Annotated in this window: 16 protein-coding genes; 14 read left to right on the top strand and 2 right to left on the bottom strand. The window is 68.7% G+C overall.

All coding sequences use genetic code 11. The annotated features are described in order from the left end of the window. Positions 1–103: 103 nt before the first annotated feature. Entirely contained in the window at positions 104–625 is a 522-nt protein-coding gene (locus AB0M73_RS13460) for a dihydrofolate reductase family protein (protein ID WP_363890700.1), read from the bottom strand. A gap of 100 nt (positions 626–725) precedes the next feature. On the opposite strand from AB0M73_RS13460, the gene AB0M73_RS13465 reads away from it, so the two are divergent. Continuing rightward, positions 726–1,424, top strand: a complete 699-nt coding sequence (locus AB0M73_RS13465) for a TetR/AcrR family transcriptional regulator C-terminal domain-containing protein (protein WP_363890703.1) — start codon at positions 726–728, stop codon at positions 1,422–1,424. Between the two features lie 33 nt (positions 1,425–1,457). Then, entirely contained in the window at positions 1,458–1,793 is a 336-nt protein-coding gene (locus tag AB0M73_RS13470; RefSeq protein WP_052394232.1) for an antibiotic biosynthesis monooxygenase, read from the top strand. On the opposite strand, the gene AB0M73_RS13475 is transcribed toward AB0M73_RS13470, so the two are convergent. After that, the gene (locus tag AB0M73_RS13475; protein WP_363890706.1) at positions 1,790–3,574 is read right to left on the bottom strand and encodes a helix-turn-helix domain-containing protein; all 1,785 of its coding nucleotides are present in this window, start codon (positions 3,572–3,574) and stop codon (positions 1,790–1,792) included. The genes AB0M73_RS13470 and AB0M73_RS13475 overlap by 4 nt on opposite strands. A 158-nt stretch (positions 3,575–3,732) precedes the next feature. Between AB0M73_RS13475 and AB0M73_RS13480 the strand changes: the two genes are divergently transcribed. The 12 genes from AB0M73_RS13480 (at position 3,733) to AB0M73_RS13535 (ending at position 14,720) form a co-directional block, all read left to right on the top strand. After that, positions 3,733–3,969, top strand: a complete 237-nt coding sequence (locus tag AB0M73_RS13480; RefSeq protein ID WP_363890709.1) for a hypothetical protein — start codon at positions 3,733–3,735, stop codon at positions 3,967–3,969. Between the two features lie 114 nt (positions 3,970–4,083). Next, complete coding sequence (locus AB0M73_RS13485) at positions 4,084–5,739, top strand: methane monooxygenase (RefSeq protein WP_363890712.1); 1,656 nt, start codon at positions 4,084–4,086, stop codon at positions 5,737–5,739. A 60-nt stretch (positions 5,740–5,799) separates the two neighbouring features. After that, positions 5,800–6,828 carry a 2Fe-2S iron-sulfur cluster binding domain-containing protein gene (locus AB0M73_RS13490; protein WP_363890715.1) on the top strand — a complete coding sequence of 343 codons (1,029 nt, stop codon included), beginning with the start codon at positions 5,800–5,802 and terminating at the stop codon, positions 6,826–6,828. A gap of 12 nt (positions 6,829–6,840) precedes the next feature. Further along, on the top strand, positions 6,841–8,022 hold the full coding sequence (locus AB0M73_RS13495) for a toluene hydroxylase (RefSeq protein ID WP_363890717.1): 1,182 nt from the start codon (positions 6,841–6,843) through the stop codon (positions 8,020–8,022). Beyond that, a complete protein-coding gene (mimD, locus tag AB0M73_RS13500) occupies positions 8,019–8,390 on the top strand; it encodes a propane 2-monooxygenase effector subunit MimD (protein WP_363890719.1) in 372 nt (123 codons plus the stop codon). Before AB0M73_RS13495 ends, mimD begins: the two co-directional genes overlap by 4 nt. A gap of 19 nt (positions 8,391–8,409) precedes the next feature. After that, the gene (locus AB0M73_RS13505; RefSeq protein WP_363890722.1) at positions 8,410–9,444 is read left to right on the top strand and encodes an amidohydrolase family protein; all 1,035 of its coding nucleotides are present in this window, start codon (positions 8,410–8,412) and stop codon (positions 9,442–9,444) included. Then, positions 9,441–10,154, top strand: coding sequence for an iron-sulfur cluster assembly protein (locus tag AB0M73_RS13510; RefSeq protein WP_363890725.1), 714 nt, complete (start codon positions 9,441–9,443; stop codon positions 10,152–10,154). Before AB0M73_RS13505 ends, AB0M73_RS13510 begins: the two co-directional genes overlap by 4 nt. Then, the gene (locus tag AB0M73_RS13515) at positions 10,151–11,176 is read left to right on the top strand and encodes an NAD(P)-dependent alcohol dehydrogenase (RefSeq protein ID WP_363890728.1); all 1,026 of its coding nucleotides are present in this window, start codon (positions 10,151–10,153) and stop codon (positions 11,174–11,176) included. The genes AB0M73_RS13510 and AB0M73_RS13515 overlap by 4 nt, the downstream gene beginning before the upstream one ends. A 14-nt stretch (positions 11,177–11,190) precedes the next feature. After that, on the top strand, positions 11,191–12,882 hold the full coding sequence (gene groL, locus AB0M73_RS13520) for a chaperonin GroEL (protein ID WP_363890731.1): 1,692 nt from the start codon (positions 11,191–11,193) through the stop codon (positions 12,880–12,882). 82 nt (positions 12,883–12,964) lie between these two features. Next, positions 12,965–14,203 carry an Nramp family divalent metal transporter gene (locus tag AB0M73_RS13525; RefSeq protein ID WP_363890734.1) on the top strand — a complete coding sequence of 413 codons (1,239 nt, stop codon included), beginning with the start codon at positions 12,965–12,967 and terminating at the stop codon, positions 14,201–14,203. Further along, on the top strand, positions 14,200–14,403 hold the full coding sequence (locus AB0M73_RS13530; RefSeq protein ID WP_043716265.1) for a hypothetical protein: 204 nt from the start codon (positions 14,200–14,202) through the stop codon (positions 14,401–14,403). Before AB0M73_RS13525 ends, AB0M73_RS13530 begins: the two co-directional genes overlap by 4 nt. After that, positions 14,400–14,720: a putative quinol monooxygenase gene (locus tag AB0M73_RS13535; protein WP_363890738.1), complete on the top strand. Its 321-nt coding sequence runs from the start codon at positions 14,400–14,402 to the stop codon at positions 14,718–14,720. Before AB0M73_RS13530 ends, AB0M73_RS13535 begins: the two co-directional genes overlap by 4 nt. The last annotated feature ends 82 nt before the right edge of the window (positions 14,721–14,802 follow it).

Consider the following 14,802-nt stretch of genomic DNA (forward strand, 5'->3'; position numbering starts at 1 on the left):
ACTCCCGATCTAACAACCCCCTCGGCCACGGCTGGGATGTTCGGAAGGGACCATTCCTCCACTCCGTGTGGAGGAATGGTCCCTTCCGAACTTCAAAATCGCGCTAGGCGGGGGTGTAGATCAGTTCGACGGCGCCGCCGGGATGCGTTCGCTGGCACTGTAGGTGCAGCGGCTGCCCGGCGGTGCCGTCGAACAGCGGGATTCCGTTGCCCAGCAACATCGGCAGCACCACGACGCCGAGCCGGGCGACGGCCCCGAGGTCGAGGAAGGCTCGGATCGTGCGGGCGCCGCCGAGCAGATGGACGTCGCCCATCAGGCCGGTGCGCTGTAACCGCGCCAACAGCTCGGTGGCGCTGTCGCACGCGCGGGCCCGCACGCCGGACGGCAGGGGACGGGAGGTCAGCACGTGCACGTCTTTGTCGGCCCACGGCCAGTCGGCGGACCAGCGGGCCAGCCCGCGGTCGAACGTCGAGCGGCCCATGACGACGGCCTCGCAGTGCTCCAGCACCTCGGCGATGCCGTGCGAGCGGTGCTCGTAGCCGGGCAGCGACTCCCAGGCCGCCACGCCGTCCGCATCGGCGACGAACCCGTCGAGGCTCACCCCGACGTGCGTGCGGATCACCATCCGGGCCCCTTCACGGTCGGTGTCCCGTGGACACATCAGTGTCTACCGGACACTTGGGTGTACGGTAGACACGCCTGGGGAGGACAGCAAGGGGCCGTATGTGACAGAAAGTGCCAGATTTCACGGCACAGAGCTGCTCTGGAAGCTCAGCGACCAGGGTCGCTCGGTCACGCGCCCGGCGCTGACGGTTCCCCGGATCGCCGCCGCCGGCATCACGCTGGCCGACGCCGCCGGCATGGCCTCGGTGTCCATGCAGCAGGTGGCCGGCATGCTTGACGTCACCAAGATGGCCCTCTACCGGCACGTCACCAACAAGGCCGAGCTGGTCGCCGTGATGATCGAGATCGCGGTGGGGGAGCCGCCCGACCTGTCCACCGTGCCCGGCGGTTGGCGGCCGAAGCTGACGGAATGGGCCCGCCTGATGCGCGAGACCTGGCAGCGGCACCCCTGGCTGCCGGCGGCCACCGTCGGCGAGCGGGCGATGGGGCCGCGCGAGATCGGCTGGACGGAGTCGGCAGTGGCCGCGCTCGAAGGCACGGGGCTGACCGGCGCCCAGCGCATGGACGCCGTTTTCCTGGTCAGCGGCCACATCCGCAACACCCGGTCGGCGTCGACCGCCGGCACCCAGCCGTGGAGTCCGGACAAGCGCCTCCGCAGCCAGATCGCGGCCCACGGCGACCTGTTCCCGGCGCTGGTGGCGGCGACCGAGGACACCAGCGACGCCACCCCGGACAGCAGCTGGGAGTTCGGCCTGGCCCGTATCTTCGACGGCCTGGAGTTGTTGATCACCAACCGATAGCGGGACCGCCGCGCACCTGGTGGAATGGCAGCCATGAGCATCTATCTGCGCGTCGAGGTCGCCCCGCACGACGGCAAGCAGGCCGAGTTCGAGGAGACCGCCAAGGCGCTGGTGGCGGGCACGGCCGACGAGCCCGGCACGCTGTCCTACCGAGTGTTCTCCGACGCCTCCGGCAGCTACACCTTCATCGAGGAGTACGTCGACGCCGCCGCCTCGGCCGCGCACGGCAAGAACAGCCGCGAGCTGCTGGGCCAGCTGGCCACCGTGGCCAGCATCAGCCGAGTCGACGTCTACGGCGGCCCCGGCGACGACGTCGACAAGATCGCCAAGGTCTTTCCCAACGCCACCGCGCACGCCCAGGTGGTCTAACGCTCCGGAGTCACGATCCCGTACTCGTGGATCTTGCGGTACAGCGTCGCCCGGGACATGCCCAGCAGCTGAGCGGTCTGCACCTTGTTGCCGCCGCTGTCGGCCAGGCCCTGCACGATGGCGTCCCGCTCGATCGACTCCAGCCGGGACAGCGGCCGCCGCGTCAGGGTCCGGAACTCGGCCGGCAGGTCGCCCGGCTGGATGGTGCCCGTCCGCCGGTGCTGCACCGCGATCCTGAGCACGTGGTGCAGCTCGGCGACGTTGCCCGGCCAGTCGGCCCGCATCAGCAGGTGCATCGCCGCCGGCGAGCACGTCAGCTGGCCGCCGTGCCCCAGCCGGTTCAGGAACAGCGGCACCAGCTCGGACAGGTCCTCCACGTGCCGGCGCAGCGGCGGCACCTTCACCGTCCGGGGGAACAGGGCCAGCAGCTCTGCCAGCTCCGCGCGGTTGATGGTGTTCTCCGCCAACGTGACCGAGACCCACGTCGCCGGGGAAGCCAGTCGTAGCAACCGGATCGTGGTCGCCAGCGCCGGACCGGCCAGCCGGTCCCCGTGCCGGATCACCAAGGCGTCCACCGGATCCTCGATCAGTTCCCGCCGCAGCTCGTCGTGCCAGCCGGCGTCCGCGGTGGCGGCGTCGAGCACGTGCACCCGGCCGGTCGGGTGCCGGCGCTGGTGCACGCACCGGGCCAGCGTCGTCTTGCCCACGCCCGGATCCCCGCCCAGCACCAGCCATTCGCCCGAGTTGTACGCGGAGTCGACGTCGTGGGCGCAGCGCAGCCACAGCGGCGCTGACCCGACCGCGCCGGGCAGGAACATCGGCAGCCGCGGCTCGGGCACACCAGCCCCCTCTGGCTCGGAGTCGATCAGCTTGCCGCACAGCACCACGCCGGCCACGTCGTTGCGGTTCTGGCCGAACACCTTGCGGCACTGGGACCTGACCTTGCTGCCGGTCGGCAGCGCCACGTCCGCGGTGCTGGACCGCCGCTCGGCCACCGCCTGCGTGGCGTGCCCGATCAGCACCGACTGGTCGGACGGGTCCAACAGCTGCCGGGCGTGGTCGTTCATCATCACCACGCCGTCGTTGAACGCCAGCACGATGCCCGTGGTCCGCCGGCACGCCCGCAGGTAGGCCTGGAACAGCGCCAGCTCACGGGGATTGGTGTGGGTCAACAGGGACTGGCTGATCTGCTCGGCCGCCGAATGCGCCAGCGCCACCAGCAGCCGGCCGGCGTCGCGGCTCCAGCACGTCAGGTCGACCGCGCCGACCATCTTGCCCGACACCGGATGCTGGATGGGCGCGCCCGCGCAGGCCAGGCTCTCCAGGTTCTCGGCGTAGTGCTCGTGCCCGAACACGTACGTCGGCCGGCCCTCCTCCAGCGCGGTGCCGATGCCGTTGGTGCCGACGAACTGCTCGCCGTAGCTGAAGCCGGGGACCAGCTCCACCCGCTCCAGCTTGCGGTGCAGATCGGTGTCGCCGGTGCGCTGGGTCAGCACCACACCCGTCGGGTCGGTGAGGATGAGGCTGATGGGCTGGCCGTCGAGCTGGTCGCCCAGCCGTTGCAGCACGGGCGTGGCCGCGCGGATCAGCGGGGAGTCGAGGTCGGGCTCGCGGACGTAGGGCAGCACGATCCGGTCGGCCGGCACCCGCAGCTGCCGCGAGCGCCACCACGAGTCCAGGATGCTCTTGCGCACCTGGTCGGAGGCGATGGACTCCGAGGTCAGGAACCGCTCCCGGGTGCGGGCAAGGCGCCTCTCGTCGGCCGCCACTACGTCCTGCACATGGACCTCCTACCCACGGACAGCCCTGGCCGCGGGCACCCGGCGGTGCCTCCCGCTGGGCTCAGAGTAGGCCTCCGGCGGCGTCGGCGGGTGTCTCAAATTGAGACAGTCACCGGCCCTCGGCGGGAGTGGGATGAGAGGTCGGAGGTGTGTGGGTAATGACCGACAACGAGTCCTACAACCCATGGACCGTCGTGAACCTCGTCTTCAACCACTTGGTCGAACAGGGCTACCACCCGGTGCTCGGGGAGTCCGGCCACCCCGGTGAGCCCGCCGCCCAGCTGCTGCGCGCGCTGGGCATCGCGCCCGTGGTCGGGGGTACCGACGAACGGGTGGTCCAAGAGAACCGCGCGAAGCTCGCGGACATGCTCGAGCAGGAGTTCGGGCCGCGCTGACTGTCTCATTTTGAGACCGGAGGCCACCCCTGTCACCGGTTGTAATTCGACAGGCAGTAGGCGCAACGACGACGACGCGCTCGACCGCCGGCGACCGGCGGGTGAGGAGTGACCATGAGCCGCCAGAGCGTGGCGAAAGCACACCAGAAGATCCAGGAGCTGAGTTGGGACCCGGTGTACCACGAGCCGGTCTCGCACTACGGCACCGACTACACCTTCCGCAAGGCCAAGAAGAAGGACCCGCTCAAGCAGGTGCTGCGGTCCTACTTCCCCATGCAGGAGGAGAAGGACCACCGCGTGTACGGCGCGGAGGACGGCGCGATCCGCGGCAACATGTTCCGCCAGGTGCAGGAGCGCTGGCTGGAGTGGCAGAAGCTGTTCCTGTCCATCATTCCGCTGCCGGAGATCTCGGCGGCCCGGGCGATGCCGCTGCTGTTCCGCACGGTGCCCAACCCGGAGCTGCACAACGGGCAGGCGATCCAGATGATCGACGAGGTTCGCCACTCGACGATCCAGCAGAACCTCAAGCGCCTGTACATGAACAACTACATCGACCCCGCCGGCTTCAACTCCAGCCTGCGCAACTTCCAGAACGACTACTGCGGCACCATCGGACGGCAGTTCGCCGAGGGCTTCATCACCGGCGACGCCATCACCGCGGCCAGCATCTACCTGACCATCGTGGCCGAGACGGCGTTCACCAACACGCTGTTCGTGGCCATGCCGGCCGAGGCCGCGGCCAACGGCGACTACCTGCTGCCGACGGTGTTCCACTCGGTGCAGTCCGACGAGTCCCGGCACATCAGCAACGGCTACGCCACGCTGCTGATGGCGCTGTCCGACGAGTCCAACCACCAGCTGCTGGAACGCGACCTGCGCTACGCGTGGTGGAACAACCACCGCGTGGTGGACGCGGCCATCGGCACGTTCATCGAGTACGGCACCAAGGACCGCCGCAAGGACCGCGAGAGCTACGCGGAGATGTGGCGGCGCTGGATCTACGACGACTACTACCGCTCCTACCTCGTGCCGTTGGAGAAGTACGGCCTGACGATTCCGCACGACCTCATCGAGGAGTCCTGGAACCAGATCTGGAACAAGGGCTATGTGCACGAGGTCGCCCAGTTCTTCGCCACCGGCTGGCTGGCCAACTACTGGCGCATCGACGCGATGACCGACGAGGACTTCGAGTGGTTCGAGTTCAAGTACCCGGGCTGGTACGACCGGTACGGCAAGTGGTGGGAGAACTACAACCGCCTGGCCACGCCGAACGGGCACCACCCGATCGTCGCCGAGAACGTGGACTACGTGTACCCGCACCGCTGCTGGACCTGCATGGTGCCGTGCCTCGTGCGCGAGGACATGGTGATGGCCGAGGTCGACGGCCAGTGGCGCACGTACTGCCACGAGGCCTGCCGCTGGGCCGACGTCGAGGCGTTCCGGCCGACCTACCAGGGCCGCAACACACCGAACATGGGCCAGCTGATCGGCGCCCGCGAGTGGGAAACCCTGTACCACGGCTGGAACTGGGCCGATGTGGTGAAGGACATGGGTTTCGTGCGCGACGACGGCAAGACCATGGTCGCGCAGCCGCACCTGGACCTGAACCCGAAGAAGATGTGGACGCTGGACCACCTTCGCCGGATGGGCCCGGTGCAGAGCCCGAACGTGCTGCTCAACCAGATGACCGACGCCGAGCGGGCCGCGTTCCAGGCCGACTACAACCGGCAGGGGCCTGCCGGCAGGCCGGCTCCCGCCCAGTCGGCCTGAGACGCGGTCTGAGGGAGGCGACCTCCGGCCGCCTCCCTCGCCCTTCGAGAGGTGGGGCCAATGGGCGACAAGCACCGCATCCGCTTCGAGCCGGTCGGCATCGAGATCGACGCCGACGAGGACCAGACCATCCTGCGCGCCGCCGCCGAGCAGGGCGTGCTGCTCATGCACGGCTGCAAGGAGGGCCAGTGCGGTTCATGCAAGTCGTTCGTCCTGGACGGCGAGGACGTCGAGCACGACCGCTATTCCACGTTCGCGCTGCCCGACTACGAGAAGGAGGAGGGCTACACCCTGCTGTGCCGGGCGCACGCCTACGAGGACATGACCATCGAGCTGATCAACTACGACGAGGAGATGATCCGCTCGGGCCTGCCCATCCAGCAGGCCGTGGTCGAGGTGGTGTCCAAGGACCGCGTCACCCACGACATGGTGCAGCTGGTGGTGCGGCTGGTCGAGCCGGCCGACCTGAAGTACTTTCCCGGGCAGTACCTGGACTTCGAGGTGCCGGGCCGGGACGCCACGCGGTCGTTCTCGATGGCCACCACCTCGGCCGCGGGCGGGCTGCTCGAGTTCGTCATCAAGATCTACCCCGACGGTCTGTTCTCCGGCGTGCTGGACGGCGAGGTCGCGGTCGGCGACCGGTTGCGGGTGACCGGGCCGTTCGGGGTGTTCACGCTGCGGGACTCGACGGCGCCGATCGTGTTCCTCGGCGGCGGGGCCGGCATCGCGCCGATCCTGGCGCTGCTGCGGACCATGGCGGAGCGGGGCATCGACCGCAGGGCGGTGTTCTACTACGGCGCCCGCGGCCGGCGCGATCTCTGCTTCGAGAAGGAGATCGCCGAGCTCGCGACCCGGTTGCCGCGACTGGAGTTCGTGCCCGCACTGTCCGAACCGGACGGTGAGCCGTGGGACGGCGAGGTCGGGCTGATCACCGATGTGGTCCGGCGGCGCGAGGCCGACCTGTCCGGCGCCGACGCCTATGTGTGCGGGCCGCCGCCGATGGTGGAGGCGGCGCTGGAGCTGCTGCCCGCACTGGGCGTGGCCGACAAACGGGTGTTCTACGACAAGTTCACCACCACCGGCGGCTGAAGGAGTTAGCCGATGACAACAACCGCAGAACCCACCACCGAACGCAGCGTGCCCAAGCCGGTGTTCACCGACGCCGAGGCGGGCGCCAAGGTGTTCCCCGACTCCGAAGCGCGCCGCTACAACTACTTCAAGCCGGCCAAGCGCAAGCAGAGCCACTACGAGGACGTCACCGTCGAGGTGCAGCCCGACCCGCGGCACTACCTGTCCCAGGGCTGGCTGTACGGGTTCGCCGACGGCAAGGGCGGCTATCCGTTGGAGTGGACCGCTTTGCGGGCCTGGGGAAGCGACCGGCCGGTGCCGGAGCGCTTCGCCGGCTCCGGCGGCCAGGGCTACGAGTGGCCCGCCCACGGCTGGCACGAGTTCCGCGACCCCAACGAGGAGTGGGAGCTCACGCTCTACCGCTACAACTCCAACGTGGTCCGCCAGCTCAACCAGAACATCGAGGCGGCCCGCCAGGCCAAGGCGTTCGACCAGTGGAACCGCAACTGGGTGCAGTTCGTGGCCCAGCACGTGGGCGCGTGGATGCACGTGGACCACGGCCTGGGGCTCTACCTGTTCGCCAACGCCAACCGCCGTGCGCCCACGAACATGCACAACAACGCGATCTCCGTGAACAGCATGCACCGCATCCGCGCCGCGCAGGACCTGGCGCTGTACAACCTCACGCTGAGCGAGGAGATCGAGGGCTTCGACGGCAGCGCGCACATCGAGACCTGGAACTCCGACCCGGCGTGGCAGGGCGTGCGCGAGGCGGCCGAGCAGCTGACGGCGACATGGGACTGGTGCGAGGCGATCTTCGCGGCGAACATCGTGTTCGAGCCGTTGGTCGGGGAGTTGTTCCGCAGCAACCTGGTCCAGCAGGCCGCGCCGTCCAATGGGGACTTCATCACGCCGACGCTGATCGGCGCCGAGGAGTACGACTTCGCCGAGCGGGATCTCCGCTACACCAAGCCGATGTTCCAGCTGCTGGTCAACGACAAGCAGTTCGGCGCGGAGAACAAGAAGCTGATGCGGCAGTGGCTGGAGACCTGGGTGCCGCGCTGCATCCACGCCGCCCGCACGCTGCAGCCGCTGTGGTCGCAGCCGGACGCCAAGCCGCCGCGCTTCGAGGACGGCCTGGACCGGGCCAAGAGCCGGTTCAGCGCGATCCTGTCCGAACTGGAACTGACGGCGCCGAAGGAGCTGGGCCAGTGACCACCTTCAAGACGGCCGAGAGTCCGTACAAGCAGAACAACACCGCCTCCAACATGTGCGGCTTCACCCTGATGAACAACCAGGTCGGCGCGATCATCGCGGAAGTCATGGCCAGCAAGGACAACGTGACCGTGCTGCCGCTGCCGTCCATGATCAGGGTGGACGCGGTCGGCCGGATGGACCTGGTCTACAGCGAGGTCGACGAGGCGGCCGGCGAGGAGGAGGGCTGGTTCAACGCGGCCGAGTTCGAGGAGAGCATGTCCACCCACTACGGGCGCATGATCCACGAGGACGACCGCACGATCATGTTCGCCAATCCCGAGGACGCCGCCGAATACCTCGACTTCGACCTCGTAGCCCGCTCCTGAACCGCCGGTAGGAGGAGACGTGTACGTCAAGGACGGTGTGAAGTACTTCGTGGTCGACGGCCACACCCACTTCTGGGACGCCAGCCCCGCCAACTGGGTGGCGGGCCAGGAGGAGTACGCCAAGGGCTGGATCGAGTGCTTCCACGCGTACCAGAGTCTCGGCCCGGCCGAGACGCACTGGCCGATCGAGAAGTTCCAGAAGTACTCCGAAGAGCAGATGATGACCGATCTGTTCGACGAGGGCCACGTGGACGTCGCGATCTTCCAGCCGACCAACCTCCGCCAGTGGTACACGGAGGGGTTCAACACCACCGAGACCAACGGGGAGTTGGCCGAGCGGCATCCCGGCAAGTTCGTGGTGAACACCAACTGGGATCCCCGCGACGGCGAGGACGGCCTGAAGGCGTTGGAGGAGCGAGCCAAGCGCTGGGGCTGTGTCGGGGCCAAGCTCTACACCGCTGAGTGGAAGGGCGACTCACGGGGCTGGAGCCTGAAGAGCCCGGAGGCCGCACGGTACCTGGAGAAGTGCCAGGAACTGGGCATCCGCAACATCCATATCCACAAGGGGCCGACTATCTGGCCCCTGGACAAGGACGCCTTCGACGTGTCCGATGTGGACCACGCGGCGACCGATTTCCCCGAGCTGAACTTCATCGTCGAGCACGTGGGCCTGCCGCGGATCGAGGACTTCTGCTTCATGGCGACGCAGGAGCCCAACGTCTACGCGGGACTGTCCGTCGTGGTCGGTGGCCTGATGCACGCGCGGCCGCGCTTCTTCGCCAAGGTCATGGGCGAGCTGATGTTCTGGCTCGGCGAGGACCGGCTGGTGTTCGGCGCGGACTACGCCATCTGGGAGCCCAAGTGGCAGGTGGAGGGCTTCGTCGACTGGCAGATGCCCGACGGCGAGGAGTTCTCCGACTACAGCAAGCTCTCGGTCACCGCCAAGAAGAAGATCCTGGGTCTCAACGCGGCCAAGCTGTACGACCTGAAGGTGCCGCCGGAGTGCGATGTCGACGCGCCCGAGGTCGAGCCGGTCGGTGTGCCGGCGTCATGACCTCCGTGACTCGCACCCCCGACCAGGCCGCCGCGGTGCTCGCGGCGGTCTGGTCGGCCCTGGGCGCCGTGCTCGACCCCGAGTTGGACGAACCGTTGACCCAGCTGGGTTTCGTCTCCCACTGCCTGGTCACCGAGGAGGGGGAGGTTCGCGTGCGGCTGCGGCTGCCGACGTATTTCTGCGCGCCGAACTTCGCCTATCTGATGGTGGCGGACTCGTACGACGCCGTCCGCGCCGTGCCCGGCGTGACCTCGGTGTCCGTGAAGCTGGAGGACCACTTCGCCGCCGCGTCGATCAACGACGGAGTGGCTCGGCGGTCCGGCTTCGTGGACTCCTTTCCCGGCGAGGCCGTCAGCGAGCTGGACGACCTGCGCGCGGACTTCCTGCGCCGGGCCGTGCTCGCCGGCACCGACCGGGTGTGCCGGGCGATGATCGCCGCCGGCGTCGACCGCTTCACCCTCACCGACCTGACTCTCGGCGACGCACCGGAGGGCGCCGATCGAGAGCGGCTGCGTTCCCGTAGAAGGGAACTCGGCCTGCCCGGCGGGGACTCCGATCCGCTGGTGCTGGATCCGGCGACGGGCGAGGTGGTCACCGATCTGCGCGCACATCTCGGGCTGGCCCGGCTGACCCGCGTCAGCCAGGAGGCGAATTCCGGGGTGTGCCGGGGAATGCTGCTCGGCCGTTACGGAGTGAAGGAGGAGCAATGAAGGCCGTTCGGCTGCACTCCTACCACAAGCAGCCCGTTGTCGAGGAAGTGCCGGAACCCCGCGCCCGCGACCCGTTCGACGTGGTCGTGCGCATCGGCGGGGCCGGTGTCTGCCGCACCGACCTGCACATCATCGAGGAGCAGTGGGCCGAGAAGTCCGGCGTCACGCTGCCGTACACCATCGGGCACGAGAATGCCGGCTGGGTCGAGGAAATCGGCTCCGGTGTGTCCAATGTGGCCGTCGGAGACACGGTGATCCTGCACCCCACGCCGACCTGCGGGCTGTGCCATGCCTGCCGGGCCGGCGACGACATGCACTGTCTCAACTCGACCTTCCCGGGCATCAACGCCGACGGCGGCATGGCCGAGTACCTGCTGACGTCGGCCCGGGCCTGCATCAAGCTGGACCCGGCCACGCAGCCGTCCGACGTGGCCGCCCTGGCCGACGCCGGCATCACGGCGTATCACGCCGTCCGCAAAGCGGTTCCGCTGCTGTATCCCGGCACGGTGTGCGTGGTGAACGGGGCCGGCGGTCTCGGGCACATCGGCATCCAGTCGCTGGCGGCATTGACCGCGACAACAATCGTTGTCGTCGACCGGAATGCCGAAGCCCTTGACCTGGCGTCGAAACTCGGCGCGGATGTCACGGTTCTGGCCGACGGCAAGCACGTCGAGGCGGTGCTCGACCTGACCGGCGGGCACGGTGCCGAAGTGGTGCTGGACTTCGTCGCGGAGCAGGGCGCCCAGCAGGACGCCTTCGCGATGACCCGGCGCGGTGGCTCGCACTTCGTCATCGGCTACGGCAGCAACATCGACATCCCCACCATCGACATCATCTCCACCGAGCGCAACGTGGTCGGCAACCTGGTCGGCACGTACAACGACCTGGTCGAGCTGATGGTATTGGCACAAAAGGGAAAGGTCACGCTGCACACCCGCAAGTACCCGCTGGACGCCGCGCTGGACGCGCTGGCCGACCTCGACGCCGGCCGGGTGCGTGGCCGGGCCGTGCTCACCCCCTAGAGAGGCATGGAACCATGGCCAAGGAACTGCGCTTCGGCGCACAAGCCCGGGACCTGCTGCTGGCGGGCGTGGACAAGCTGGCCGAGGCGGTCAAGTCGACGCTGGGCCCCAAGGGCCGCAACGTGATCATCGAGAAGATCACCGGCTCGCCGGTGGTCACCAACGACGGGGTGACCATCGCGCGGGAGATCCACCTCAAGGACCAGTTCGAGAACATGGGCGCGCAGCTGGTCAAGGAAGCCGCGATCAAGACCAACGATGTCGTGGGCGACGGCACCACCACCGCAACGGTGATCGCGCAGGCCATCATCCACGAGGGCATGGCCCGGATCAGCCAGGGCGGCAACCCCGTGCTGATCAAGCGGGGCATCGACCACGCCGTCGGGCTGTTGGTGGAGCACCTGGAGAAGGTGGCCCACCCGGTCAGCTCGCGGCAGGATTTCGCCCGCGTGGCCGCCATTTCCGCCAACGACGACGATCACGTCGGCGCCGTGATCGCCGAGGCGCTGCACACCGTCGGCGAGGGCGGCGTGGTCAGCATCGAGGAGTCGGCCAAGATCGGCATGCGGGTCGACTTCGTGGAGGGCTTCGAGTTCGACAACGGCTACCTGTCGCCGTACCTGGTGACGGATCCGGGGCGGTTGGAGGCCGTGCTCGACGATCCGTACATCCTGATGTGCAGCGAGAAGATCACCAAGGTCCAGGAGCTGATGCCGCTGCTGGACAAGGTGATGCGGGATCCGCGGCCGCTGCTGTTGATCGCCGAGAACGTCGAGGGCACCGCGCTGAGCATGTTGGTGCACAACCACGTCAATGGCACCTTCCGGGCCTGTGCCGTGCGCGCCCCCGGCTTCGGCGACCGGCGTCTGCACAAGCTGGAGGACCTCGCCGCCGTCGTCGGTGGGGCCGTGCTGTCGCGGCAGTCCGGCTTCTCCCTGGAAACCCTGACCCTGGCCCACCTCGGCCGGGCGCGGCAGGTTCGCATCACCGAGAACTCCACCACCATCGTCGGCGGCTTCGGCACCGAGTCCGACATCGAGTTCCGCGTGACCCAGCTGCGTTCCGAGCTGGAGCGGGCTGTCAATGGCACCGACGAGGACGTGCTGACCGAGCGGATCGGAGCCCTGACCGGCAAGGTGGCGTTGATCCGGGTCGGCGCGGCCACTCCGGCGGAGTTGAAAGAGTTGCAGCACCGCGTCGAGGACGCCCTGTCCGCGACCCGGGCCGCCATGGCCGAGGGCATCGTTCCCGGCGGTGGGGCGGCGTTGCTGCACGCCGAGAAGATCCTGGTCGACCTCCCCGTCACCGGCGACTACGCCACCGGCGCCGACATCGTCCGCCGGGCCCTGTCCGAGCCGGCCTTCCTCATCGCCTCCAACGCCGGCCTGCCCGCCGCCCAGATCCTGGCCCACACCCGTGAACTGGCCGACGACGAGGGTTTCGACGCCCTGCACGAGCGCTACGGCAACATGGTCGAGATGGGCATCATCGACCCCCTGCGGGTCTGCCGCTCCGCTCTCCAGAACGGCGCCTCGGTCGCCGGCCTCCTGCTCACGACCAACTCCCTGATCGCCGAGGAGCAGACCCCGTGGGGCGGCAGCGCCGCCCTCATGACCGAGTTCGGCCCGTTGGACGGCGGACTCCACCAGCCCTCCCCCGACTCCAGCACCCCCCAATCCCTGGGCATAGGCCCCTCCGTCGCCTGATTTCAGGTTCGGAAGGGACCATTCCTCCACTCCGAGTGGAGGAATGGTCCCTTCCCAACACCTGACCCTTGACGCAAAGGAGGTGGCTGTGCTAAGGCGGGATCCTGGGGTGGTCGGGCTGCGGCCGTCCGTCTCCGCCAAGCTCGTGGGACCGGCGTTCGTGGCGGCGGTGGCGTACATCGATCCCGGGAACTTCGCCACCAACATCAGCGCCGGCGGGCTGTTCGGGTACCGGCTGCTGTGGGTGATCCTGGCGGCCAACGTGATGGCGATGCTGGTCCAGTACCTGTCGGCCAAGCTGGGTATCGCCACCGGCCGCGACCTGCCGGAGCTGTGCCGGCAGCACTTCCCGAGGCCGGTGTCGCGGGGGCTGTGGGTGCAGGCGGAGCTGGTGGCGATGGCCACCGACCTGGCCGAGCTGGTGGGCGCGGCGGTGGGCCTGAACCTGCTGTTCGGGGTGCCGCTGGCGCTCGCCGGCGTGATGACGGCGGTGGTGGCCTTCGGGGTGCTGGCCCTGGAGCAGCACGGCCGTCGCCCGTTCGAGCTGGCCATCGCGGCGATGTTCGGGGTGGTGTTCCTGGGCTTCGCCTACGACCTGGCAACGGTCGGCACGCGGGGGAACATCGCGGCCGGGCTGGTGCCGGGGTTCGCGGGGTCGGACAGCGTGCTGCTGGCGGTGAGCATCATCGGCGCGACGGTGATGCCGCACGTGATCTACCTGCATTCGGCGTTGACGAAGAAGCGGGCCCATCACCGCAGCGAGATGTCCCGGCACACGCTGCTGCGGTCGCAGGGCGTGGACGTGCTGTTGGCGCTGGGCACCGCGGGCCTGATCAACATGGCGATGCTGGTGCTGGCGGCGTCGCTGCTGCACGGCGGACCGCTCGGCGGGGACCCGATCCTGTCGGCCCACGACTCGCTGGGGCGGATGGTCGGCGGCGGCGCGGCGCTGGCCTTCGCGATCGCCCTGTTGGCGTCGGGGGTGTCGTCGTCGAGCGTCGGCACGTATGCGGGGCAGGTGGTGATGCGGGGGTTCATCCGTCGCAGCATTCCGCTGTACGTGCGGCGGTCCATCACCATGCTGCCGGGGCTGACCGTGCTCGCTCTGGGGCTGCCGACCACCGACAGCCTGGTGATCTCCCAGGTCGCGCTGTCGTTCGGCATTCCGTTCGCGCTGATCCCGTTGGTGCTGCTGACCCGCCGGGCCGATGTGATGGGCTCGTTCGTCAACCGCCGCGTCACCACCATCGCCGCCGCCGGCTGCGCCGGGTTGATCACCGTGCTGAACATCTACCTGGTGGTCGCGGAGGTGAGCTCGTGATCTCGCTGGTCATCCTCGGCGCCACGCTCACGCTGTCCCTGCTCGCGTTCCGGTTCGCCGAGCTCGGCGCCGTGCCCGACTGCGTGCGGGCCCGGGTCGCCTGGGTCTGTGCCCACGCCTCGACGCTGCTCACGATCGGCGCGGCCGTATTGATCATCGGTATCGTGGGCCTCGCCCACACGACAGGAGGCTCGCCGTGATCTTCATCGTGGTCAGGTTCACCGTCCGCCCCGAGCTGGCCGACAGCTGGCCGGACATCGTCGCCGACTTCACCACGTCGACACGGGCCGAGGCCGGCAACGTCTTCTTCGACTGGTCCCGCAGCGTCGACGACCCATGCGTCTACGTCCTCACCGAGGGCTTCCAGGACGACGCCGCCGAGGCCCACGTGACCTCCGCGCACTTCAAGGCGGCCATGGCCGAGCTGCCCAAGGCCATCGCCACCACGCCGCAGATCATCAACGTCACCATCCCCCAGGCCGGCTGGTCCGAAATGGCCGAACTCAAGCCCGCCTAACCCCCGCGAGTCCCGCTCTCCGACACACCGAAATACGGTTTCGGGCACATCGAGGTCAGCGGCGCACCGGACGGCACCTGGG

The sequence above is a fragment of the Kutzneria sp. NPDC051319 genome (assembly GCF_040682195.1).
GTDB lineage: Bacteria > Actinomycetota > Actinomycetes > Mycobacteriales > Pseudonocardiaceae > Kutzneria.